Annotated in this window: 16 protein-coding genes and 1 pseudogene; 6 read left to right on the top strand and 11 right to left on the bottom strand. The window is 70.3% G+C overall.

The features are described 5' to 3' along the window. Positions 1-51: 51 nt before the first annotated feature. Positions 52-915 carry an SAM-dependent methyltransferase gene (locus V2W30_RS28620; protein ID WP_338700979.1) on the top strand — a complete coding sequence of 288 codons (864 nt, stop codon included), beginning with the start codon at positions 52-54 and terminating at the stop codon, positions 913-915. Positions 916-942: 27 nt separating this feature from the next. Here the strand turns inward: V2W30_RS28620 and ftsH are convergent, their stop codons facing one another. Further along, positions 943-2,886: an ATP-dependent zinc metalloprotease FtsH gene (ftsH, locus tag V2W30_RS28615; protein ID WP_338700977.1), complete on the bottom strand. Its 1,944-nt coding sequence runs from the start codon at positions 2,884-2,886 to the stop codon at positions 943-945. A gap of 124 nt (positions 2,887-3,010) precedes the next feature. On the opposite strand from ftsH, the gene yhfZ reads away from it, so the two are divergent. Continuing rightward, the gene (gene yhfZ, locus V2W30_RS28610; protein WP_338700975.1) at positions 3,011-3,955 is read left to right on the top strand and encodes a GntR family transcriptional regulator YhfZ; all 945 of its coding nucleotides are present in this window, start codon (positions 3,011-3,013) and stop codon (positions 3,953-3,955) included. 187 nt (positions 3,956-4,142) lie between these two features. On the opposite strand, the gene ffh is transcribed toward yhfZ, so the two are convergent. The 5 genes from ffh to V2W30_RS28585 all read right to left on the bottom strand — a co-directional run bounded on the left by ffh (position 4,143) and on the right by V2W30_RS28585 (position 12,069). Then, complete coding sequence (ffh, locus tag V2W30_RS28605; protein ID WP_338700973.1) at positions 4,143-5,696, bottom strand: signal recognition particle protein; 1,554 nt, start codon at positions 5,694-5,696, stop codon at positions 4,143-4,145. A gap of 228 nt (positions 5,697-5,924) precedes the next feature. Further along, positions 5,925-8,528 (bottom strand): [protein-PII] uridylyltransferase, encoded by a 2,604-nt coding sequence (locus V2W30_RS28600; RefSeq protein ID WP_425244707.1) that lies wholly within the window; start codon positions 8,526-8,528, stop codon positions 5,925-5,927. 27 nt (positions 8,529-8,555) lie between these two features. Then, positions 8,556-8,894, bottom strand: coding sequence for a P-II family nitrogen regulator (locus tag V2W30_RS28595; protein ID WP_127829950.1), 339 nt, complete (start codon positions 8,892-8,894; stop codon positions 8,556-8,558). Continuing rightward, positions 8,891-10,168, bottom strand: coding sequence for an ammonium transporter (locus V2W30_RS28590; RefSeq protein ID WP_338700968.1), 1,278 nt, complete (start codon positions 10,166-10,168; stop codon positions 8,891-8,893). The genes V2W30_RS28595 and V2W30_RS28590 overlap by 4 nt, the downstream gene beginning before the upstream one ends. 416 nt (positions 10,169-10,584) lie before the next feature. Continuing rightward, complete coding sequence (locus tag V2W30_RS28585; RefSeq protein WP_338700966.1) at positions 10,585-12,069, bottom strand: hypothetical protein; 1,485 nt, start codon at positions 12,067-12,069, stop codon at positions 10,585-10,587. Positions 12,070-12,495: 426 nt separating this feature from the next. Here V2W30_RS28585 and V2W30_RS28580 point away from each other — a divergent pair, with 426 nt between their 5' ends. Continuing rightward, positions 12,496-13,164, top strand: a complete 669-nt coding sequence (locus tag V2W30_RS28580; RefSeq protein ID WP_338700965.1) for a bifunctional DNA primase/polymerase — start codon at positions 12,496-12,498, stop codon at positions 13,162-13,164. Positions 13,165-13,297: 133 nt separating this feature from the next. Here the strand turns inward: V2W30_RS28580 and ftsY are convergent, their stop codons facing one another. Further along, positions 13,298-14,512 (bottom strand): signal recognition particle-docking protein FtsY, encoded by a 1,215-nt coding sequence (gene ftsY, locus V2W30_RS28575; RefSeq protein ID WP_338700963.1) that lies wholly within the window; start codon positions 14,510-14,512, stop codon positions 13,298-13,300. 179 nt (positions 14,513-14,691) lie between these two features. Between ftsY and V2W30_RS28570 the strand changes: the two genes are divergently transcribed. Genes V2W30_RS28570 through V2W30_RS28560 form a run of 3 tightly spaced genes read left to right on the top strand, consistent with a single transcriptional unit; the run spans position 14,692 to position 17,597 of the window. Then, on the top strand, positions 14,692-16,140 hold the full coding sequence (locus tag V2W30_RS28570) for a cytosine permease (RefSeq protein WP_338700962.1): 1,449 nt from the start codon (positions 14,692-14,694) through the stop codon (positions 16,138-16,140). Positions 16,141-16,200: 60 nt separating this feature from the next. Continuing rightward, positions 16,201-17,172, top strand: a complete 972-nt coding sequence (locus V2W30_RS28565) for an LLM class flavin-dependent oxidoreductase (RefSeq protein WP_338700961.1) — start codon at positions 16,201-16,203, stop codon at positions 17,170-17,172. Between the two features lie 53 nt (positions 17,173-17,225). Continuing rightward, positions 17,226-17,597: a hypothetical protein gene (locus V2W30_RS28560; protein WP_338700960.1), complete on the top strand. Its 372-nt coding sequence runs from the start codon at positions 17,226-17,228 to the stop codon at positions 17,595-17,597. A 261-nt stretch (positions 17,598-17,858) separates the two neighbouring features. On the opposite strand, the gene V2W30_RS28555 is transcribed toward V2W30_RS28560, so the two are convergent. The 4 genes and pseudogenes from V2W30_RS28555 to V2W30_RS28540 all read right to left on the bottom strand — a co-directional run bounded on the left by V2W30_RS28555 (position 17,859) and on the right by V2W30_RS28540 (position 24,200). Then, positions 17,859-19,283, bottom strand: coding sequence for a sugar porter family MFS transporter (locus V2W30_RS28555; protein ID WP_338700959.1), 1,425 nt, complete (start codon positions 19,281-19,283; stop codon positions 17,859-17,861). A 229-nt stretch (positions 19,284-19,512) separates the two neighbouring features. Further along, positions 19,513-23,066: pseudogene (smc, locus tag V2W30_RS28550) on the bottom strand (chromosome segregation protein SMC). 267 nt (positions 23,067-23,333) lie between these two features. After that, positions 23,334-23,537 carry a hypothetical protein gene (locus V2W30_RS28545; protein ID WP_018531075.1) on the bottom strand — a complete coding sequence of 68 codons (204 nt, stop codon included), beginning with the start codon at positions 23,535-23,537 and terminating at the stop codon, positions 23,334-23,336. Between the two features lie 381 nt (positions 23,538-23,918). Further along, on the bottom strand, positions 23,919-24,200 hold the full coding sequence (locus V2W30_RS28540; protein WP_338700955.1) for an acylphosphatase: 282 nt from the start codon (positions 24,198-24,200) through the stop codon (positions 23,919-23,921). Positions 24,201-24,296 lie beyond the last annotated feature (96 nt).

Raw genomic sequence — 24,296 nt, 5'->3', positions numbered from 1 at the left:
GTACGCCACGGCGACAACTCTCGGCATCTCTCGGCGGATTGGGGCACTTCGATGACACCTACGCTCGTGCAGCGGCACCTTCCCCACGCGGCTCCTGTGCCGCGCGTGGACCTGTGCGCACGCGCGCGTGACTGGGCGGAGATCCAGGAGCGGATGCTGGTTCCTGTCTACGAAGCGGTGTACGAACGGCTGGAGGTGGGCCCCGGTACTCGGCTCCTCGGGCTCGGCTGCGGTTCGGGGCTCGCTCTCCTCATGGCGGCGTCGCGCGGCGCGTCCGTGACGGGTGTGGAGGCCGCGGAACCGGAGCGGCTCGCCCTGGCCAGGCAGCGGTTGCTGCCCGAGGCGTGGGAGGGGCGCGGACACGGCGACACGCGCCTGACGGACGGCAGCGAGCACGACATCGACCTCATGGAGTCGGGTGACGCGCCGTACAACCTGATCACCGCCTTCCAGCCGATCGGCTGCACGGCCGGGGACTCTGAAGGGCTCTCCGCCCTTCTGGAGAGCGCGGCCCCGATGGCGCGGCGCGGCGCTCCGGTGGTGCTCGTCGGCTGGGGTCCCCCCGAGCGCTGCACCACGTCGTCGGTGCTCCGGGTGGCCACCAAGCTCGCCGACCCGCTGCGCAGTACGCGGAGTTGGCGGCCTGCGCAGCGTGACGACCTGGAGGAGGTGGCCCAGCGTGCGGGGCTGCGGCCCGACGGGTCCGGCCGTGTGGCGTGCCCCTTCGGGTACGCCGACGCGGAGAGCGCGGTCCGCGGCCTGCTGTCGACCGGGTTGTTCGACGCGGCGGTGGGAGCGACGGACCTCCCTCAGGTGGACAAGGAGGTCACGGAGGCGCTCCAGCCCTACGTACGGGCCGACGGAACCGTGTGGATGCCCAATGTCTTCCGGTACTTGATAGCCCGTACCGCGTGAGCTCCTGTAAGTGACGCGGCGGACGGCTCACTCCTTGGTGAGTCGTGCGACACCGGCGATGCGGTACGCGTCGGCCTCCTCCAGCGTCTCGTTCTCCAGGAGTGCCGTGGCCAGCGCGTCCAGCTTGTGGCGGTTGTCGCGCAGCTTCTGGCACGCCTCCTCGTAGCACTCGTCCACGATGCGCCGCATTTCGCCGTCGATCGTGTCGAGTGTCTCGGGGGCCGCGGAGAGGCCGTAGGCCTGCTGGGCATCGTTCGGGAGGGCGGACAGACGGCCGACCTTCTCGCTCATGCCCCAGCGGGCGACCATGCCGCGGGCCAGGTTCGTCACCTGCTCCAGGTCGTTCTCGGCTCCTGTGGTGATGACTCCGTAGACGACCTGTTCGGCCGCCATGCCTCCCAGTGCGCCGATGATGCGCCCTCGCAGGTACTCCTCCGTGTACGCGTACTTGTCGGCGTCCGGCGTGGACAGGGTCACGCCGAGGGCCCGGCCGCGCGGCACGATGGTGATCTTGCGGACGGGGTCGGCGCCGGGCTGGAGCATGCCCAACAGGGCGTGGCCGCTCTCGTGGTACGCGGTGCGGCGGCGCTCCTCCTCGGGCATCACCAAAGGCCGTTCGGCGCCCAGCTGGACCTTTTCCAGCGCTTCGGAGAGGTCGGCCTGCGTGACCTCCTTCTGCTTGCGCTTGACCGCGAGGAGCGCGGCCTCGTTGGTGAGGTTGGCGAGTTCGGCGCCGGTCATGCCCGGTGTCGTACGGGCGACCTGGGCGAGGTCGACACCGGTCGCCATCGGGATGTCCCGGGTGTGGATCTTGAGGATCGACTCGCGGCCGCCGCGGTCGGGCGGCGAGACGTTGACGATGCGGTCGAAGCGGCCCGGTCGGGTCAGAGCGGGATCGAGGACGTCGGCCCGGTTGGTGGCGGCGATGACGATGACGCCCTCGGAGCCGGTGAAGCCGTCCATCTCGGTGAGGATCTGGTTCAGGGTCTGCTCGCGCTCGTCGTGGCCGCCCATGCCGCTGCCGCCGCCGCGCGCGCGGCCGATCGTGTCGATCTCGTCGATGAAGATGATCGACGGGGCGACCTTGCGCGCCTCGGCGAAGAGCTCACGGACGCGGGAGGCGCCGACGCCGACGATCATCTCGATGAACTCCGAGGCGGACGCCGAGAAGAACGGCACGCCGGCCTCGCCGGCCACCGCGCGCGCGAGCAGCGTCTTGCCGGTTCCGGGCGGTCCCGCGAGCAGCACGCCGCGCGGCATCTTGGCGCCCATGGCGCGGTACGCGTCGGGGTTCTTGAGGAAGTCGACGACGTCGTTGAGTTCGCCCTCGACCTCGTCGATGCCGGCGACGTCCTCGAAGGTGGTGCGCTTCTTGCCCGGTTCCAGCTCGACCGGTTTGGGTGGCTGCTTGCGGCCCAGCATGCCGCCCGCGCCGCCGCCCATGCCCTGGCTCATACGCCGCGCGATGAAGATCCACAGAACGACGAGGAGCAGCATCGGGGCGAGCGAGATGAGGAGGTTGGACAGGAAGCTGCGCTCCTGGACGACCGGCTCGGCCGTCACGGTGACGTCGTGCTTCTCCAGGTTGGCCCACAGGTCGTCGTCGGCGAACGACGGCCGCTGGGTCGTGAACTTCGTGTAGTTCTTCTTGCCGCTGTCACTGCCGTCCGGCGTGGGCTGCTCCTTCTTGAGCTGCCCCTGGATCGCGTCACCCTTGGAGTAGATCTTGGTGACGTTGTCGTTCGCGACCTGCTTGCTGAATTCGGTGTACGAGATCGTCGCCTCGTCGCCCTCGTTGAAGAACGAGAGCACCAGGTTCGCGATCAGGTAGACGATCAGGGCCGTCAGGATGAGGCTGCCCCAGCCGCCGGGCATCTTGCGCTTGGGCGACTGTGGGGGCGGTGGGGGCGGCGCGCCTTCGGATCGCCAGGGCTGATCCGTGCGGTCACGCGGGGGTACGGGGTTCGCCACGCCTGTCTCTCCTCCTGCCGCCTACCGCCTCAGCCGCCGTCTCCAGGGCCTGAGCCTTGGGCCCCATAACCGCACAGATCCACATCTCTTGCCAGTATCCAGAATCCTGGTTACTGTCGTTTTTGTGGACGGTTCCGACGGTCGTTTCCTGACGCGCAACGGCCTGGCGGCCCGCCGGCTCGCGGTCCTTCTGATGGGGCACGAGCCGCAGACGCGGCTGCCCCGCGTGAAGGACTTCGCCCAGGACCTGGGCTGCGGGAACGGAACCGTGCAGGCCGCTCTGCGCCTCCTGGAGGAGTCGGGCGCCATCGAGACCGCCGCCCGGGGCCACCTCGGCACCTTCCTGGTCGCCTCCGACCGCGCCCTGCTCTGGCGCCTCTCCGGGCTGGGCACCTTGCTGGCCGCGATGCCGCTCCCCCACTCACGCCGCTACGAAGGCCTCGCCACCGGCCTGCGCGCCGCCTTCGTAGAGGCCGGTACGCCGTTCGCCCTCACCTTCATGCGTGGTGCGGGCGCGCGGACCACGGCTCTCCTCGAAGGCACGGTCGATCTGGTGGTGCTGTCGCGGTTCGCGGCCGACGACCTGGTCGACCAGCACAGGGGCCGGCTGACCCTCGTCGCCGACCTCGGACCGGCCACCTATGTAGGCGCGCACGGCTTCCTCGTGCGTAAAGGCGTCTCGCTCGACGCTCCTGGGCTGCGCGTCGCCGTCGACCGCGCGTCGCTGGACCAGCGCATGCTGGCGGAGCGCGCCTTCGCGGGCCGCGGCGACATCCAGTGGGTCGACTCGCCGTCCGTACGGCTGCGCGACCTGTTCGCGCAGAAGCGGATCGACGCCACTGTCTGGAACCTGGACGAGACGCGGGGAAGGCTCGACATGGAGGTGGACGTCCTCCCGCTCGGCGACGAGGTCACGCGCGATCCGGCGCTGCGCCACTCACATGCGGCGATCATCGGCCGACCCGGGGGCGCGACCACCCTCGCCGCGGTACGGGAGGCCCTCGACCTCTCCCAGGTCCTCCGGTCGCAGTCCGAGGTGCTGCGAGGCGCGCGCACTCCTTCCTACTGATGCTCACTGGCCTGTCGACCGGCACCCCGGCGAGGGCTCTGCACGGCAGAGTGACTCACCGTCCCGGCGAGCGGGGAGTGGAACCGCCCGTACGACCGGACGGAAAAGGGGCGCCCGCACGCAGCGAGCGCCCCTCCCCCTCCGCGTACGGAAAGGCCATCGGCCCCTGAAGTCAGGCCGGTCGGTGTCAGCCCATGAACTTCTTGAACTCGTCGGGGAGTTCGAAGTCCTTGGCGCCTTCCTGGCCGGGCAGACCGAGCGCGCCGCCCGCCTCGGCGGCGGCCGCACGACGGGCGGCCTCCTCCTGCTCCTGCTGCTTGCGCTTCATCGGGTTGCCGGAGCGCTGCTTGCCCTTGGCCTTCTTCGGCTGCTTCTTCGTCCGGCCGGCGCCGCCGCCCATGCCCGGCATCCCGGGCATCCCCGGCATGCCGCCGCCCTGAGCCATGCGGGACATCATCTTGCGGGCCTCGAAGAACCGCTCGACCAGGTTCTTGACCGCGCTGACCTCGACGCCGGAGCCCTTGGCGATACGGGCACGGCGGGAGCCGTTGATGATCGTGGCGTCGGCGCGCTCGGCCGGGGTCATCGACTTGATGATGGCGGCCGTGCGGTCGACATCGCGCTCGTCGAGGTTGTTGATCTGGTCCTTGATCTGGTTCATGCCCGGGAGCATCCCGAGCAGCTTCGAGATCGACCCCATCTTCCTGACCTGCTCCATCTGAGCCAGGAAGTCGTCGAGCGTGAAGTCCTGGCCCTTCTTGGAGGCCAGCTTGGAGGCCATCTTCTCGGCCTCTTGCTGCGAGAAGGTCTGCTCGGCCTTCTCGATCAGCGTGAGCATGTCGCCCATGCCGAGAATGCGGGACGCCATGCGGTCCGGGTGGAACGCGTCGAAGTCGTCCAGCTTCTCGCCGTTCGAGGCGAACATGATCTGGCGGCCGGTGACGTGCGCGATCGACAGGGCGGCACCACCACGGGCGTCGCCGTCGAGCTTGGAGAGCACCACGCCGTCGAAGCCGACACCGTCACGGAAGGCCTCGGCCGTGTTGACCGCGTCCTGACCGATCATGGCGTCGACGACGAAGAGGACCTCGTCGGGGCTGACGGCGTCGCGGATGTCCGCGGCCTGCTGCATCAGCTCCTGGTCGATACCGAGGCGGCCCGCGGTGTCGACGATGACGACGTCGTAGACCTTGGACTTCGCGTACTCGATGGAGTCCTTGGCGACCTGGACCGGGTCGCCCACGCCGTTGCCAGGCTGCGGGGCGTAGATGCCGACGCCGGCGCGCTCGGCGACGACGGACAGCTGGTTCACGGCGTTCGGGCGCTGGAGGTCACAGGCCACGAGCAGCGGCGAGTGCCCCTGGCCCTTGAGCCAGCTGCCGAGCTTTCCGGCGAGGGTCGTCTTACCGGCACCCTGGAGACCCGCGAGCATGATCACGGTCGGGCCGGTCTTGGCGAAGCGCAGACGGCGGGTCTCGCCACCGAGGATGCCGACGAGCTCCTCGTTGACGATCTTGATGACCTGCTGGGCGGGGTTCAGCGCCTGGGAGACCTCGGCACCGGCCGCGCGCTCCTTGACCTGCTTGATGAACGCCCGGACGACGGGCAGGGCCACGTCGGCTTCAAGGAGCGCGATCCGGATCTCGCGCGCCGTGGCGTCGATGTCCGCCTCGCTGAGGCGCCCCTTGCCGCGGAGGTTCTTGAATGTCGCTGCAAGGCGATCGGAAAGAGTATCGAACACGGCGGTCGCGAATCCTCGGGTCGGGTGGCTTAACGGACAGGTCGCCCTCCAGGGTATCGGGCGCGACGGATTGGGTCAGCGGCCCGGTCCCGCCGACCTGCCCGGAGGTACGTCGGCATGGTCGGGGGCGGTGTTCCGGCACGGCCCCCGACCTGCCCGGAGGTACGTCGGCATGGTCGGGGGCGGTGTTCCGGCACGGCCCCCGACGTCGGACGGCCCGCGCCTCCGTCAGGCTCTGCCGGACTTCGCGCGGCCGTCGCCGGGAGCCGGCTGGAGCGCCTTCTCCAGCGACCGGGCCACCGACGTGGCCTCCGCCGCGGGCAGGGGCGCGCCCTGGGGCCCGGTGACGTAGAACGCGTCGACGGCGTTGGATCCCAGCGTCGAGACGTGCGCCGACCGCACGCGTACGTCGGCGGTCTCCAGGGCCCTGCCGATCCGGTGCAGCAGTCCGGGCGCGTCCTGGGCCCTGACCTCGATGACGGTCGCGAGCCGGGACCCGGCCGACGCGAGCGTCACCCGGGGCGGCGGCGCGACGACACCACGCCGGCGCGGGTAGGCGGCGTCGCGCTCGGCGAGCCGGGCGGCGATGTCGAGGCTCCCGTCGAGGGCGCGTACGAGATCGGCGCGCAGCCGGGCGGCCTGCGGCAGCGATCCGTACTCGGCGGCGACCCGCCAGTTCAGGAGCAGGACGGAGCCGCCCTCCCGGCGCTCGCCACCGCTCCCGGCAGGAGGCTGTTCCTTTCCCTGGCCCCATTCCTCCGGCAGGGTCAGCGACCGCAGTTCCGCGGCGCGGACCGCCAGCCGGTGCATGGCGAGGACCCCGGCGACGGCGGGCAGCACCCCGGCCTGGTCGGGCACGGCGATCAACAGCTCGACGCCCAGCGGCTCCGGCTCGACGGCACCCGAGGCATCGTCCGAAGTCGAAGCCGAAGCCGAGGTCGCGGCAGAACCGGACGTCGACGCCGCGGTCACCACCCCTTCCGTCTGGGCCCGCAGCGCGAGCACGGGCCCACCGGTGCGGAACGCCTCGACGGCGAGCCGCTCCTGCTCGGCGGTGGGTTCGGCGGCGTCCGGGTCGACGGGTTCGTCCCCCGCGAGCACCGCCGCGACCCGCTTGACCAGGTCGGCGACGAGCGAACCCCGCCAGGTCGACCAGGCGGCGGGCCCGGTGGCCAGCGCGTCCGCCTCGGTCAGGGCGTGCAGCAGTTCCAGCGTCCCGGTCGAACCGACGGCGTCCGCGACGGCGCGTACCGTCGCCGGATCCTCCAGATCGCGGCGCGTGGCGGTCTCGATGAGCAGCAGGTGGTGGCGGACGAGCGAGGCGAGGACGGCGACGTCCGAGCGGTCGAAGCCGATCCGCGCCGCGACGTCACGCGCGATGATCTCGCCGGCGACCGAGTGGTCCCCGGGCCAGCCCTTGCCGATGTCGTGCAACAGCGCGGCCACGAGCAGCAGGTCGGGGCGGCCGACGCGCCGGGTGAGCTCCGACGCGCACACCGCCGTCTCGACGAGGTGCCGGTCGACGGTCCAGGTGTGCACGGCGTTGCGCTGCGGCCGGCATCGCACCCGCTCCCAGTCCGGCAGCAACCGCGTGATCAGCCCCTCGGCCTCCAGTGCCTCCCACACCTCGACGGTGGGGCGGCCCGCGCCGAGCAGCGTGACCAGCTGTTCGCGCGCCTCGGCGGGCCACGGCGTGGGCAGCGGCCGCGCTGCGGCGGCCATCCGCCGCACCGCGTGCAGCGACAGCGGGAGTCCCGCCTGGGCGGCAGCGGCGGCGGCGCGCAGCGGGAGCACCGGGTCCCGGTCGGGCTTCGCGGCGCGCGCGAGCACGACCTCGCCGTCCATCTCGACAACGCCCTCGGCCAGCGGCGAGCGCTCCACCGCGGCGGACTTCCCGCCGCCCAGCATGGAGCGCAACCGCGGCCGTACCGCACGGGACTTGAGGACCCGGCCCACCTCGCGCCAGGTCACGTCGCTCGCGTACGACACCGTGCGCGCGGCCTCGTACACCTGACGCAGCAGGGTGTCGGCGTCCAACAGGCCGAGTTCCGCGGCGACCTGGTCCTGCTCCTGGAGGGCGAGGCGGTCGGTGGCGCGGCCGGTCGTCAGGTGGAGGGCGTCCCGGACGTCGAGCAGGCGCCGGCGCGCGTCGTCCAGACCTTCGCGCGGCGCGTCCGCGAGCCAGGACGCGGCGACGGCCCGCAGCGCGGTCGCGTCCCGCAGCCCGCCCCGGGCCTCCTTCAGATCGGGCTCCAGCAGATACTGCAGCTCGCCCTGGCGCTCGGCGCGCTCCTCGCACAGCTCGCGCAGCTCCGGCAGCCGCTTGGGCGCCTGGTTGCGCCAGTCCGCGAGGACGGCGGTGCGCAGTCCGGCCGTGAGGCCCAGGTCGCCGGCGAGATGCCGGGCGTCGAGGAGTCCCAGCTGCACCTTGAGGTCGTCGCCCGCCGTCTTGCGCGCCTCGGCCGGCGTACGGACGGAGTGATCGAGGGCGAGGCCGAGGTCCCAGACCGGGTACCAGATGCGGTCGGCGAGAGCGGCGATCGTGCCCGGCTCCGCCGAGCCGTCGTGCAGCAGGAGCAGGTCGAGGTCGCTGCGCGGGGAGAGTTCACCGCGCCCGTACCCGCCGACCGCCACGAGCGAGACCCCCGGCGCGCCGCTGCCGAACAGTTCGGTGAGCCAGTCGTCGGTCAGCTCCGCGAGGGCCGCACGGCGCGGCGGCCCGGACCGCGCCTCCCCTGGAGGAGGCGCAGCCGGGCCGCCGCGTAGCCGCTGGGTGCAGCGTTGTCGTCGTCCGCTTGGTCGGTCCGTACGTCGTTCACACTCGTCACCCAGCGACTCCCGTTCCGTTCGTCGATTCGGTTACAGCGCGTCCGGACCGCGTTCGCCGGTCCGGACCCGCACGGCCGTCTCGACGGGGACCGCCCAGACCTTGCCGTCACCGATCTTGCCGGTCCGCGCGGCCTTCACGACGACATCGACGAGCTGTTCGGCGTCGTCGTCCTCGACCAGGACCTCGATACGGATCTTGGGCACCAGGTCGACGGTGTACTCGGCCCCACGGTAGACCTCGGTGTGGCCGCGCTGACGGCCGTAGCCGCTGGCCTCGGTCACGGTCAGACCTTGGACTCCGAAGGCCTGGAGGGCTTCCTTGATCTCGTCGAGCCGGTGCGGCTTGACGACCGCGGTGATCAGCTTCATGCGTCTACCTTCTTGGACTGAGCGGGCGTGGCGGGGACGGTCGCGGACACGGAGGACCCGCTGGAGGCCACACCACTGAAGTCGTAACCGGTCTCGGCGTGCTGCGCCTGGTCGATGCCGCCGACCTCGTCGTCCTCCGTCGCGCGGAAGCCGATGGTCTTCTGGATCGCGAAGGCGAGGATCAGGGTCACCACGAAGGTGTAGCCGATCACCGCTCCGGCACCGGTCAGCTGGGAGATGAACTGGTCGAGGCCGCCCGTGCCGTTGATCGCGAGGAAGCCGACCATCAGCGTGCCCAGGATGCCGCCGACGAGGTGGACGCCGACGACGTCGAGGGAGTCGTCGAAGCCGAGCTTGAACTTGAGGCTGACCGCCCAGGAGCAGACCGCACCGGCCACGACACCGATGAGCATGGCGCCGAAGACGTTGACGTTGCCGCCGGAGGGGGTGATCGCGACGAGACCGGCGACGGCGCCGGAGCAGGCACCGAGCGTCGTGAACGCGCCGTGGCGGATGCGCTCGTAGATGAGCCAGCCGAGCATGGCGGCACCGGTGGCGACCTGCGTGTTCAGGGCCATGGTGGCCGTCGTGCCGTCGACTCCCAGCTCCGAGCCGGCGTTGAAGCCGAACCAGCCGAACCACAGGAGGGCGGTGCCGAGCAGGACGAGCGGCATGTTGTGCGGCCGCATCGGGTCCTTCTTGAACCCGACCCGCTTGCCGACGACCAGGACGGCGGCGAGGGCGCCGACACCGGCGTTGATGTGGACCGCGGTACCACCGGCGAAGTCGATCACGGCCGGGTCGAGCTTGGCGAGCCAGCCGCCGCCCCAGACCCAGTGCGCGACGGGGAAGTAGACGACCGTCACCCAGAGCGCGATGAAGACCATCCACGAGCTGAACTTGACGCGGTCGGCGAGGGCGCCGCTCATGAGGGCCGCGGTGATGACCGCGAACAGCATCTGGAAGAGGGAGAAGGCGAGTACGGGGATCTTCTCACCGGCGAAGTTCTCCATCAGGGAGTCGGGGTTCACCCCCTTCATGCCGATCATGTCGAAGTTGCCCATGAAGCCGCCGAGGTCTCCGCTGAAGGCGATCGAGTGGCCGTAGAGCACCCACAGCACCGTCACGATGCCCAGCGAGATGAACGACATCATCAGCATGTTGAGGACGCTCTTGGTCCGCACCATGCCGCCGTAAAAGAGTGCCAGGCCGGGCGTCATCAGCATGACGAGCGCGGCACTGATCAAAACGAATCCGGTATCTGCGCCATTCAAAGCTGGCTCACCTCAGTGGAGTCGGGGACGGCCCGTGCGGATGCCACGAATGACGTGGGCCTCACTGTGCTGAGGAGATTGGCGCAAAACCGTTTCGCGCGGCGCGCAGGCATGTTTCGCGGCAGTGACGAAGGTGCCCGCGGCGTTACGGCGGCGTGAAACGCCGTGTCGTCCGCGCCCCCTGCCCCTGTGGTCGGGCCGTCCAGGGGAAGCCTTGTCGGCGATGTGCGCGTTGCCCCGACGGGCGACCGTCCGCCGGGGGCTCCCGCCGCGGACCGCATACAGCCGCACAAGGCACCGGCCACGACCGCCGTCCGCGGTGACCTGGCATGGGGGAGCCGAGTCGGGCTGTTTCGGGACGGTCGGCCGCGGCCGGCGTTCGGGGTGGAGCCGGGGAACCCAGGAGGACTCCCGGTTCAGACCGCCGCTTCGGCGGTCTCGGGCAGTTGGACAGCGAGCTGGTCGGTCAGCTGGATGACCTCGGCCACGTCCCCGAAGTCCCGGACGGCGGTGTCGACGGTCTTGCGGATACGGGTGTTGACCCGCTCCGAGCGCACCTTCCTGGCGATGTGCAGGGCCTGCTTCGCGAGGACCGTGGACTGCTCCGGCTCCTTCTGGAGGAGGTGCACCGTGGCCATGCCGATCAGGTTTAGCGCATAGGAACGCTGGTGCTCGGAGTCCTTGGAGAACAGCTCGACGGCCCGCTGCATCACCGGCTCGGCCATCGACGCGTAGGTGGGGCTGCGGCCCGCCACATAGGCGAGGTCGCGGAACGAGTGGCTGTTCTCGCCGTGCAGTTCGGCCTCGGAGAAGAAGCGGATCCAGTCGGGATCCGGGTCGTCCCAGTCGTCGGCGTCGGTGAAGGTGTCCTCGGCCATCCGCACGGCCCGCTTGCACTTGCCGGGCTGCCCCATGTTGGCGTACGCGCGGGCCTCCATCGCGTACAGCATCGACTGGGTGCGGGGGCTGGCGCAGTCGCGGCTGCCGTACTGGGCGAGGTGGATGAGCTCGAGGGCGTCCTCGGGGCGGCCGAGGTGGATCATCTGCCGGCTCATGCTCGACAGGACGTACGAGCCGAGCGGCTTGTCGCCGGCTTCCTTCGCGGCGTGCAGGGCGAGGACGAAGTACTTCTGGGCGGTGGGCTGGAGGCCCACGTCGTAGCTCATCCACCCGGCCAGCTCGGCGAGTTCGGCCGCGACCTTGAACAGGCGCCTGGTGGTCTCCTCGGGCTGCGGTTCCTGAAGGAGGTCGGTGACCTCGTGCAGCTGGCCGACGACCGCCTTGCGGCGCAGGCCGCCACCGCACTGCGCGTCCCACTGGCGGAACATGACCGTGGTGGACTCCAGGAGGTCCAGCTCCGGCTTCGACAGCCGGTTCCCGCGGCGCTGCGCGGCGGTCTCCGCCTCGGACCTCGCCGCCGCTGCGGCGCCGGGCGTCGGGACCAGCCAGCGCTGCATCGGCTCGATGAGGGAGGGGCCCGCGGCGAGTGCCAGGGAGCTGCCGAGGAAGCCGCGGCGCGCGAGCATCAGGTCGCTGCGCGAGAACTCGCCGATGAGCGCCACGGTCTGCGGACCGGTCCACGGGAGGTCGACGCCCGACACCGAGGGGGCCTGGTGCGCGGCGCGCAGCCCGAGGTCCTCGACGGCGACGACACAGCCGAACCGCTCGGAGAACAGCTCGCTGAGGATTCTGGGGATCGGCTCGCGCGGGTTCTCCCCGTCGAGCCAGCGCCGCACCCGTGAGGTGTCGGTGGAGATGTGGTTCGCACCCAACTGCCGGGCCCGCCGGTTCACTTGGCGCGCCAGCTCGCCCTTCGACCAGCCGCTGCGCACGAACCACGAGCCGAGCAGTTCGTTCGGGCGCTTCTCAGCGTTCGTCACGCTTCCGCCGCTGCCGCCCACTGGAACGCCCCCATCCCTGAAGCCATCTAAGACGCTCAACGCCAAGTCCTGTCGGCCACTCTTGCCCGCTAAGCCCTACCAGGATGCCGTCAACTACGCGTTCCCGTCCGGTAGTTGTCACTCCTCGAACAGGAAACCGACTTGCCTGCGGCATACCCACGGGTGCACGCACCCTCAGGGTTCGTGCACCGAAAGTAATCCTACGATCACCCCTCCGGCGAGGGAGAACCGGGAAACGCCACCATTCGCCACCCCTTCGAATGAACTCAGGAACGGTCACACACGATTCACTTGACATAGGACAGCCGGAAATGGGCGCAGCGGTGCGCACCGGGGCGCGCGGTCCGGGGCGCACCACCCCGAACAGTGGGTCACGATCCGCTTCCGCCTCGTAACCACCGGCGCGCAGGACCCGTTGGAGGGGGCATGGGCTTCACGATCGGCGGCATCCGCGACATGCGCTCCGGCTCACGTCGCCGCGGCCGCACGTCCGGCCGCGCTTCGGACTGCACCACGGTGGCGGAGTTCACCGGCCTGTGGGGCTGGGACGTGGTCCCCGGCGCGCGCGCCGCGGGTCCGGACTGCTCCTGCGGGAAGGCGGACTGCGCGGCGCCCGGCGCCCACCCGCTCGACCCGGACGCGCTCGTCCCGGCCGGCGCCACGCTCGACGAAGTGACCGAGGCCTGGGGCCGGTTCCCCGGCGCCGCGGTGCTGCTCCCGGTCGGCCGCGCCTTCGACGTCATCGACGTCCCGGAGGCCGCGGGCCGCCGCGCGCTGATCCGGCTGGAGCGCATGGGCCTGCCCCTCGGCCCGGTGATCGCCACCCCCGACGGCCGCGCCCACTTCTTCGTCGCGCCCGGAGCCGCCGTCGAACTCCCCACGCTGCTGTACCGCATGGGCTGGGACGACGCGACGCTCGACCTGCACGCGCTCGGCGCCGGCTCGTACATCACCGCACCGCCGTCGGACCGCGGGGACCTCGGCCCGGCGATCTGGCTGCGCGCCCCGAGCCTGGACACGGCGACACAGCCGCCGCAGGCCCGCCTCCTGCTGGGCACCCTGGCCTACGTGGCCCACAGGTCGCCCTGCGCGTAGCCCGCCCCCGCGGCGGCCCATGAACCACCCGTGAAACGCGGCGCGGGGAGCCGGAGGCCACAGGCCCTCAGCTCCCCGCACGGTTCAGCCCTGCCGGAGAATCGATTACTCCCCACGGCTGCGCACCGATCGGCTACTCCCCGATCAGCGCGTCCACGAAGGCCTCGGCCTCGAACGGCGCCAGGTCGTCGGGGCCCTCGCCGAGTCCGACGAGCTTGACCGGCACGCCCAGCTCCCGCTGCACGGCCACGACGATGCCGCCCTTGGCCGTGCCGTCCAGCTTGGTCAGCACGATGCCGGTGATGTCGACGACCTCGGCGAACACCCGGGCCTGGACCAGGCCGTTCTGTCCGGTCGTCGCGTCGAGCACGAGGAGCACCTCGTCGAGCGGCGCGTGCTTCTCGACGACGCGCTTGACCTTGCCGAGCTCGTCCATCAGGCCGGTCTTGGTGTGCAGCCGGCCGGCGGTGTCGATGAGGACGACGTCGGCGCCCGCCTCGATGCCCTCCTTCACGGCGTCGAAGGCGATGGACGCCGGGTCGCCGCCCTCGGGCCCGCGCACCGTCCGCGCGCCGACCCGGTCGCCCCAGGTCTGGAGCTGGTCGGCGGCGGCGGCACGGAACGTGTCGGCCGCGCCCAGCACGACGTTCTTGCCGTCGGCCACGAGGACGCGGGCCAGCTTGCCGGTGGTGGTGGTCTTGCCGGTGCCGTTGACGCCGACGACCATCACGATGCCCGGGGTGTCCAGGTTCGAGTCCGTCTTCACGGAGCGGTCGAACTCGGGGACCAGCAGCTTGAGAAGCTCCTCGCGCAGCAGGGCGCGCAGCTCGTCCGGCGTGCGGGTGCCGAGCACCTTCACGCGCTCGCGCAGGTTCTCGACCAGCTCCTGGGTGGGCTGCACGCCGACATCCGCGGTGAGCAGCGTGTCCTCGATCTCCTCCCAGGTGTCCTCGTCGAGGTGCTCGCGCGACAGGAGCGTGAGGAGCCCCTTGCCGAGCGCGTTCTGCGACCGGGACAGCCGGGTGCGCAGCCGCACCAGGCGGCCCGCGGTCGGCTCCGGCACCTCGACCTCGGGAGCGGCCGGGACGGGCTCCTCGACGACGACCGGGGCCGAGGCCGACGGTTCGGCGAGGGGGAGATCCACCTCCTCGATGGTGCGCCGCGCTTCGTCGCGCGGGGTCTCGGCCTCGTCGCCGACGTGCGGCTCGGCCGGCGGAGCGGCGGTGATGTCGGGCGCGGAGGGCGGCGGCGCGGGCAGCTGCTTCTTCTTGCGGCTGCCGACCACGAGCCCGCCGAGCGCGCCGATCACGACCACGGCGATGACTACAGCAAGGATGACGATTTCCATAACCCGTCCAGTATCAGTCATGGGGCCCCGGCGAGGCGGTTCTCGTACCTTCCTCCAAAGGACAAACGTCTCCAGAAGGCAGGACTCGGACTAAAGTACGATGGAAGTGGCTCCATCAACGCGCGTAGAGTCCCACGCGATCCTCCGCCCCACCCCACAGAGGCACGGAACCCCACCGCATGAGCAAGACCGCCGAATCCGAAGGCGCCCTGGAGACCCGCGGCCTCGAGCCCGTCCCGGACGCCGAGCGCACCGCCAGGACCCGCGAGCTCTTCCCCACCTGGGTCGCGGCCAACATCAGCGTGCTGCTCCTCACGATGGGCGCGAGCCTCGTCGTGGCCTACGGGCTCAACTTCTGGCAGGCCATCGTCGTCGCCGTCGCGGCGCCCATCGTGTCGTACGGCCTCGTCGGCCTGATCGGCATCGCGGGCAAGCGCGGCGGCGCCCCCGGCATGGCCCTGTCCCGCGCGGTCTTCGGCCAGCGCGGCAACCTCCTGCCCGGCTCGCTGATCTGGGTCGCGCGCTGGGGCTGGGAGACGATCAACGCGGTGACGGGCGCGTACGCCGTGCTCACCGTCCTGGACATCCTGTTCGGCATCAAGCAGAACAACTTCCTGGTGATCGTCACGCTGCTGCTCTTCGTCTGCACCACGTTCGCGATCTCGGGCCTCGGCATCAACGCCGTGCAGAAGTGCAACAAGTACGCGACGTACCTCTTCGGCCTCTTCTCGGTCCTGGTGCTGATCTACCTGATCATCAACACCGACTGGTCCGAGGTCTTCGGCCAGGACGCGGGCTCGACGTCCCTGATGGTCGCGGGCATCGGCATGATCGCCGCGGGTGGCGTCAGCTGGATCCCCTCCTCCCCCGACTTCACGCGCTACCTGCCGCGCACCGCCTCCTCCAAGGCGATCGTCGGGAACTCGATCGGGGGCGCCGGCATCGTCGTCCTCCCGATGGTCCTGATGGGTGCCGTCATGGCGGTGTCGACCCCGGACCTGGCGTCGGCCGCCGACCCGGTCTCCTTCCTGGGCGAGATCCTGCCGATGTGGATCGCGGTGCCGTACCTGCTGATCGCCCTGGTCGGCATGCTGCTGATCAACGCCATGTCGATGTACTCCGCCGGCTTCACCGCGCAGACCCTCGGCTTCAAGGTGCCGCGCCACTGGGCCGTCTCCATCAACGCCGTGATCTCGCTGGTCTTCGGCGCCATCCTGATGCTCGTCGCGACCAGCTTCATGAGCTCGTTCATCGCATTCCTGTCGCTGCTCGCGGTCGCGTTCTCCGCGTGGGTCGGCGTCTTCGGCGCGGACATGCTCAAGCGCAAGCACTACGACGGTGCCGCCCTGCTCGACACCACGCGCACCAGCGCTTACTGGTACAAGGGCGGCTTCTCCCCCGCGGCCTGCATCGCCTGGGCGGTCGGCCTCGGCGCCGGCCTGCTGTTCACGTCGTCCGACTGGTTCACCGGCCCGCTCGCGACGAACAACTTCATCGGCGAGTACGGCCTCGGCTGGGTCGTCACGATCGTCGTCTCGGGACTGCTGTACCTGGCCCTGCCGAAGCCCGTGGACACCACCACGGCCCCGGAGGAGCCCACCAAGGAGACCGCGCCTCTGGCTGCCTGACGCTCCGTCAGCTACCGTCCCCCTGCACACGAGCCGAGCCGCGTGAAGGGGGACTTCTGTATGCCCGTGTCCGTCGTACGGTTCAATCTGGTCGACCCCGTCGGTACCCCGCGATCGCTGAGCGACCGCTACAAGGCGGCCGTGGAGATGGCGACGTACGCCGACGACCGCGGCATCGACACGATCCAGACCGAGGAGCACCACGGCGTCGCCAACAACTGGCTGCCCTCCCCGTTCGCTTTCGCGGGCGCGGTCTTCGGCGCCACCCGCCGGATCGCGGTCACGGTCTCCGCGATCATCGGACCGCTGCACGATCCACTCCGTCTCGCCGAGGACATCGCCGTACTGGACCTGGTGAGCGGCGGGCGCCTGGTGACGGTCGCCGGGATCGGCTACCGGCCGCAGGAGTACGCCCAGTTCGACGTGGAGTGGAAGCGCCGCGGAAAGCTCCAGGACGAACTTCTGGAGACGCTCCTCAAGGCCTGGACCGGTGAGGAGTTCACCTTCCGGGGGCGTCCCGTACGCGTCACCCCACGCCCGTTCACCCAGCCGCATCCGCTGCTGCTGGTCGGCGGCTCCTCGCAGGCGGCCGCGCGCCGGGCGGCCCGGCTCGGACTGCCCTTCTTCCCGAGCGCGCATCTGCCCGAACTGGAGGCGTACTACAAGGAGCGCCTGAAGGAGTACGGCACCGAGGGCTGGACCATGATGCCCGCGAAGACCACCCCGCTCCTGCACCTGTCCGAGGACCCGGACCGCACCTGGGCCGAGCACGGCGCCCACTTCCTGCACGAGGCGCGTACGTACGCCTCCTGGCAGTCGGGCGACATCAAGTCGGCGGTGAAGTCCGGCGCGACGACGGTCGAGGAACTGCGTGCCGAGGGCGTGTACCGGATCGTCACCCCGGACGAGTGCCTGGCCCAGGGACTCGACAACTTCGTCCTGCACCCGCTGTCCGGCGGCATGCCGCTCGACGAAGGGTGGCGCAGCCTCCACCTGTTCTGCGAGAACGTGGTGCCGCGGCTCGCGGTCTGAACCCGGGCGATATCCGGTGGCCGCGGCGCGCCAGCCGGTGGTCCACTGCGGTCATGAGTCTTCTGGTCGACGTCTTCGTCCGCGACCCGGACGGCACGCTGCGCATCCCCGACGCCGACGCCTACGAGTCCGGCGGCTTCGAGTCGTGGCGTACGACGGTGTGGGGCTCGGCCTGTGTGCGCGCCCTGGGTGCCCGGCTGCTCCCGGTGCTCGCCGACGGGGATCTCTACGCCGAGGCCGACCAGGTGCCCGAGCTGCTCGCCGAAGTGGCCCTGCTGCGTGACCATCTGGACGAGATCGCGCACGGCACCCGGCGTCCGCGCGGCGTCGAGGAGCACCGGGACGGCATCGAGGACCGGCTGCGCATCATTGAGGAGAACTGCCACAAGGCGCTGGCCATCGGCGGCGGCGTCCTGATCTGGTGACCCTCACCGAGGGAAAGCACCCTCTGACCGAGGAAGGCAGCCCTCAGCAAGTGAAGTGATCCGCACCAAGGAAGCGATCCGCGCCAGGAGAAGCGCCTTCAGAAGACGCGATCCCCGAAAATGTGACACCCGCGCGCCACCCGGAAATGCGACACCGCCCCCGCCCCGGAAGTGATCCGGGGCGGGGGCGGCGCGTCAACGGGGAGATGGCAGCGGGGTCGTGAATCCATCCCCCCGAACCTGCGGGGAGGACGCGGGCGGTCAGCCCATCTCCTCCAGGGACTTGCCCTTGGTCTCCTTCACGAACTTCATCACGAACGGGATGGAGAGCGCGGCGAAGGCGCCGTAGATGATGTACGAGCCGCTCAGGCTCCACTCCGACATGTTCGGGAAGGTCTTGGTGATGGCGAAGTTGGCCAGCCACTGGGCGGCCGCCGCCACACCGAGCGCCGCGGCGCGGATCCGGCCCGGGAAGATCTCGCCGAGCAGCACCCAGACCACCACGCCCCACGAGAGGGCGAAGAAGAGGACGAAGGCGTTGGCGGCGATGATCGCGGTCAGACCCTGTCCGTAGGGCAGCGAGGCCGTGTCACCGGAGCCGGTCTTGTACGAGAAGGCCCAGGCACAGGTGAACAGGGCGATCGCCATACCGGTGGAGCCGATGATCGCGAGCGGCTTGCGGCCGATGCGGTCGACGAAGATCATCGCGATGACCGTACCGATGATGTTCACGATCGACGTCTCGAACGAGTACAGGAACGAGCTGGACGGGTCCTTGCCGATCGACTGCCACAGCTGGTTCGAGTAGTAGAAGATCACGTTGATGCCGACGAGCTGCTGGAAGACCGAGAGTCCGATACCGATCCAGACGATCGGCAGGAAGCCGAACTTACCGCCGAGCAGATCCTTGAAGGTCGACTTGTGCTCGCTGCGCATGCCGGCCTCGATCTCCGCGACCCGCAGGTTCACGTCGATGCCGTTGCCCTCGACCTCGGTCAGGACCTTCTTGGCCTCCGTCTGACGTCCCGCGGAGATCAGGAAGCGCGGCGACTCGGGGATGGCGAAGGAGAGCAGCCCGTACAGGACCGCCGGGATGACCATGACGCCGAGCATCCACTGCCAGGCCTCGAGACCGCCGAGCTTCCCGCGCTGGTCGCTGTCGGCCATGTTGAGGATGCCCCAGTTGACGAGCTGGGAGACGGCGATGCCGATGACGATGGCGGCCTGCTGGAACGACGCGAGCCGGCCGCGGTACGCGGGCGGGGCCACCTCGGCGATGTAGGCCGGGCCGATCACCGAGGCCATGCCGATGCCGATGCCGCCGATGAAGCGCCAGATCATCAGGTCCCAGACCGCGAACGGCAGGGCGGAACCCACGGCGCTGACCGTGAAGAGGACGGCCGCGATCTGCATCACGCGGATACGGCCGATGCGGTCGGCCATCCGGCCGGCCGTGGCCGCGCCGACCGCACAGCCGAGCAGTGCGATGGCGGTGACCCAGCCGAGCACGTTCGCGCTGAGATCGAACCTGTCCTGGATGGCGACGGTCGCTCCGTTGATCACGGAACTGTCGTAGCCGAAGAGGAAGCCGCCCATCGCGGCAGCCGCCGTGATGAAGATGACGTGCCCGAGATGGTCGGGTACGGCTTCCCGGGCTCCTGATTTGGGTGCCTCAGTGCTGGTCACGTGTACTCCTCGGGCCACCGGCTTCACTGCCGGGGGTGGGGGCGAGCCCTTCAGTAGTGATTCCTAGTGGCGCACAACTTCGCGCCACTCACCACCTGAAGGTAAAAGCAACGTTGCAGAGACTATGCCTTCAAGTTTCGAAGTCAATACTTCAACTGCTGTGAGTTTTTAGGCATAGGTATGGCGCCTTGTGTTCAATACTTGAACACTGATAGAGGGGGCCGACGGGCTACTTGAGCCGCTGGCTGATCACCTTCGACACCCCGTCACCCTGCATGGAGACGCCGTACAGCGCGTCGGCGACCTCCATCGTGCGCTTCTGATGCGTGATCACGATGAGCTGCGAGGCCTCCTGCAACTCCTGCATGATGCGGATCAACCGTTGCAGGTTGGTGTCGTCCAGAGCGGCCTCGACCTCGTCCATCACGTAGAACGGGCTCGGTCGCGCCTTGAAGATGGAGACCAGCAACGCCACGGCGGTCAGCGACCGCTCCCCGCCGGAGAGCAGGCTCAGGCGCTTGACCTTCTTGCCCGGCGGCCGCGCCTCGACGTCCACGCCCGTGGTGAGCATGTTGTCGGGGTCGGTCAGGATCAGCCGTCCCTCGCCGCCCGGGAACAGCCGGCTGAAGACGCCCTCGAACTCACGGGCCGTGTCCCGGTACGCCTCGGTGAAGACCTGCTCGACGCGCTCGTCGACCTCCTTCACGACTTGAAGCAGGTCGGCGCGGGTCTTCTTGAGGTCCTCCAGCTGTTCGCTGAGGAACTTGTGGCGCTCCTCCAGCGCCGCGAACTCCTCCAGGGCCAGCGGGTTGACCTTGCCGAGCTGTTGGTACGCCCGTTCGGCTGACTTGAGCCGCTTCTCCTGCTCCGCGCGGACGAAGGGCCGGGGCATGTTGCGCGGGTGCTCCGGGTCCTCCGGCAGTTCCTCGCCCTCGGCGGGGAGCGAGGGCGGCACGAGCTGGTCCGGACCGTAGTCCGCGACGAGCCCGGCCGGTTCGACACCCAGTTCCTCCAGCGCCTTGGTCTCCAGCTGCTCGATCCGCAGCCGCTTCTCGGCACCGAGTACCTCACCTCGGTGGACCGAATCCGTCAGCTTGTCGAGTTCTGCCTTGAGATCGCGGCCGCGACTCCGCTCGCCGACGAGCTCCTGCTCTCGTACGGACTTGGCTCGTTCGGCGAGGGTCCGCTCGGCGTCCGCGCGGACGATGGACACCTCGACGTGCGCGAGCAGCTGCCGGGCGCCGGACGCGACGGCCTCGGCGACGGCGGCCTCGTACTTCAGACGGGCGCGCTGCCGCTCGGCACGCGCGCGTGCGTCCCGTTCGGCGCGGGCGGCCCGGTCGAGCGAGTCGGCGCGGCCCGCGAGCCCCTTCACCCGCTCCTCGTGCGTACGGACCTGAAGACGCGCCTCCATCTCCGTCTGGCGGGCATTGGCCCCGTCGGCGTTGAGCCGGTCGCGCACGGAGGTGTCCGGTTCCTCGGCGACGGGCTGTTCCTCCGCGACGAGGAGCCGCTCGGCCAGTTCCTCCGCGTCCTGGACGGCCTGCTCCAGGGCGTCCTGCGCCTTGGCCGCGGCGGCGGCGCTGCGCTCGGCCTCGCCCGCGGCGCCGCGCGCCTGCCCGGCGAGCCGCCCCAGCTGCTGTGCGCGGCCGGACCGCTCCCGCTCTATGGCCCGCTGCCGCTGCCCCAACTCCTCGACGAGCGCGGCGCATTCCTTGCGCCGCTCCCCCGCCGCGTGCTGCGCCTCGGCCAACTCCTCGCACTGTGCGGCCAGTTCCTCCAGTTCGGCGGCGGCCTCGTCGACCGATGCCTGCACTTCGAGGAGGCTCGGCGCCCCGGCGGACCCGCCCTGCGCGAAGTGCGCCCCGAGCAGATCTCCTTCGGCGGTCACGGCGGTCAGCTCGGGACGCGCGTAGACCAGATCCTCGGCGTCCTCCAGCGTTCCGACGACCGCGATGCCGCGCAGCAGGCGCCGCACCGCGGGCATCAACTCGGCCGGTCCGCGCACCAGTTCGGCGGCGTACGGCGGGCTGCTCGGCTCGCCGGTCTCCGGCGTACCGTCGGCGTCGCCCGCCAGGAGCAGGGCGGCCCGTCCCGCGTCCTGCTTGCGCAGCAGGCGAATCGCTTCGGCGGCGGAGGCCGGGAGGTCACGGCGACGGCGTCGGCCGCGGCGCCGAACGCCGCCGCCACCGGCACCTCGAACCCCGGTGTCACCGACAGCAGCTCGGCGGCCGGCCCGAGCAGCCCGCTGAGCCGCTCCTTCGCCCCGAGCAGCGCGCCCGTACCGTCCTTGCGCCGCAGCCCGAGCGCGAGCGCCTCGCGCCGGGCGGAGACCGCGGCCCGCTTGCGCTCGGCCGCGGTGGCCCCCTCCCGCGCGGCGCTCAGCGCGGCCTCGGCCTCGGCGAGCGCCGCTTTCGCGTCCTCGTACTGGAGTGCGAGCTCCTCGTCGCCGGCGTCGAGCCCGTCGACCTCGGCCTTGAGCTGCTCGTACTCCTCCTGCGCGGCGGCGGCCCGCTGCTGCGCCCCGTCCCGCGCGGTGGCGAGCCGGTCGATCTCGGCCTGCGCGGACGCGGCCCTGCTGCGCGCGGCGTTGACCTGCCCCTGCAACCGGGCGAGCCCCTCGCGCCGGTCGGCGATGGCCCGCGCGACGTCCTTGAGCCTGCGCTCCTCGGCCGCCAGCTCGCGCTCCAGCTCGGCCCGGTGCGACACCGTCTCCTCAAGGGCGGTCTGCGCCGCTTCGAGGGCGGCCTCCAGCTCGGCCTCCTGCTCCCGCACCCGGGCGGCCTCGCGCTCCAGGTCCTCGGGGTCACGCCCGCGCCGCTCCTCGGCGGGCGCTGACGTCGCGCTCTTGACCCGGGCGTCGGCGAGCGAGATCGTCCCGCGCACCCGCTCGGCGAGCTGCGACAGTTCGTACCAGCTCTGCTGCGCCCGCTGGAGGCGGGGCGTCAACTGCCGCACCTCGTCCTCCAGGTGCCCCTCGCGCAGCAGCGCCTTCTTCAGTTCCTCCTCGGCGCTCTCCTTGCGCCGCTTCAACTCCGCCTCGTCGGCGACCTCCGCGCTGAGCGCCTCTGTCAGACGTACGAGATCGTCGGCGAGCAGCCGCAGCCGCGTGTCGCGCAGGTCGGCCTGGATGACGGCGGCCCGCCGCGCGACCGCGGCCTGTCTGCCCAACGGCTTCAGCTGCCGCCTGAGCTCGTCGGTGAGGTCCTGTACGCGGGCGAGGTTGGCCTGCATCGCGTCCAGCTTCCGCAGCGCCTTCTCCTTGCGCTTGCGGTGCTTGAGGACGCCGGCGGCCTCCTCGATGAACGCGCGGCGGCCCATGGGGTCGGCGTGCAGCACGCCGTCGAGCTGGCCCTGGCCGACGATGACGTGCATCTCGCGGCCGATGCCGGAGTCGGAGAGGAGGTCCTGGATGTCGAGGAGACGGCAGGTGTCACCGTTGATCTGGTACTCGCTGCCGCCGTTGCGGAACATGATCCGCGTGATGGTGACCTCGGCGTACTCGATGGGGAGCGCGCCGTCGGAGTTGTCGATGGTCAGCGACACCTCGGCGCGGCCGAGCGGCGGGCGCCCGGTCGTGCCGGCGAAGATGACGTCCTCCATCTTGCCGCCGCGCAGCGACTTGGCACCCTGCTCGCCCATGACCCAGCTCAGGGCGTCCACGACGTTGGACTTGCCCGAGCCGTTGGGCCCCACGACACAGGTGATGCCCGGCTCGAACCGCAGCGTGGTGGCCGAGGCGAACGATTTGAACCCGCGCAGGGTCAGAGCCTTGAGGTGCACGCCGTCGGACTCTACCGGGCACCCCTGTCTCACTCCATGAACCCACGGTTTCGCCCATGAAGGTGCAGGGCACATCAGACGTTAAGAAAGCGCTTCGGTGCGCGGGGGCGTAGAGACCGGAGCACGTCCGACGAGGTCCTGAGAGTCCTCAGGTCCTGGGGGTTCTGGGAGTCCTGCAAGAAAGAAGGGACGCCGAAGCGTCCCTTGCGTATCTCTTAGTCAAGCGGCTGTTACGTACAGCCCGACCACGTACGACACTGGATGTGGTCAGGTGAGCGCGGGCTCCGCCTGGGGTACGTCGATGCTCTCCAGGAGCGAATCGTGAGAAGCGGCAGCCGCGAGCGCGTCGTTCTCGGCCTGGATCCGGCCGAGCTCGGATTCAAGATCCTGGACGCGCTGCTGGAGCCGTCGCATCTCGGCGAGGAGTCGCGGGTCGCTGCCGCCGACGTAACCGAGAAGCGCCTTTGCCATGATGGATGGTCCTCCACACTGAGTGACCGACCGAAGCGGTGTGGGTCGTGAGGGAATCGCACCCGCGGTGCTTGGCACTTCTTGTATTGCTGCCGTTCTCACATGCCAAACAGCTAAGGTGCGCGGGGATTCCAGAGTCTCACCAAAAAGTTTGACGGTCAACACGATCACGCCCCGTATTGGTGGGCAACCCGGGGGCTTCGCGCCGTAGAACCTCCGGCGCGGCCTGACCTTCGGGGCCCAGGGGGCGTAGTGATCATCCGTACCTCGGGAGCCTGCCACGAGTCCCTCGTCTTGGCAACCACCAGGGCATTTCTGCCCTGAGCAGTTGCCCGCGACACCTGCCGACAGGGCGCACCCGGCGCGGCCAGGGACGACGGCTCAGCGAATGGCGAACCCGTCGTAGCCGCCGCGGGGCGTGTCCCAGATCTCAGTCACACCGTCGACGCGGCCGGGTGTGTCGTCGCCGTGGAGCCAGTCGAGCAGCTGCTGGCACGCGGAGCGCGGACCCTCGGCGACCACCTGGACGCGACCGTCCTCCAAATTGAGAGCAAAGCCACTCAGGCCCCCGATCTCCAGAGCACGTGCACGGGTGAACCACCGAAAACCCACACGTTGGACGCGTCCTCGCACCCAGACGACGAGCCGTACGTCTTCGTTCATGGGTGCACGCTAACCGGCCAATTGCACTCGGAGCACTTCGTCCCCATCCGTCTTGGGGTACCGTCGCGGACCGATGAGCCTCACCCGTATGGGTGA

This window comes from Streptomyces sp. Q6, assembly GCF_036967205.1.
GTDB classification, from domain to species: domain Bacteria; phylum Actinomycetota; class Actinomycetes; order Streptomycetales; family Streptomycetaceae; genus Streptomyces; species Streptomyces citrinus.
This window is presented reverse-complemented; position numbering and strand designations above follow the sequence as displayed.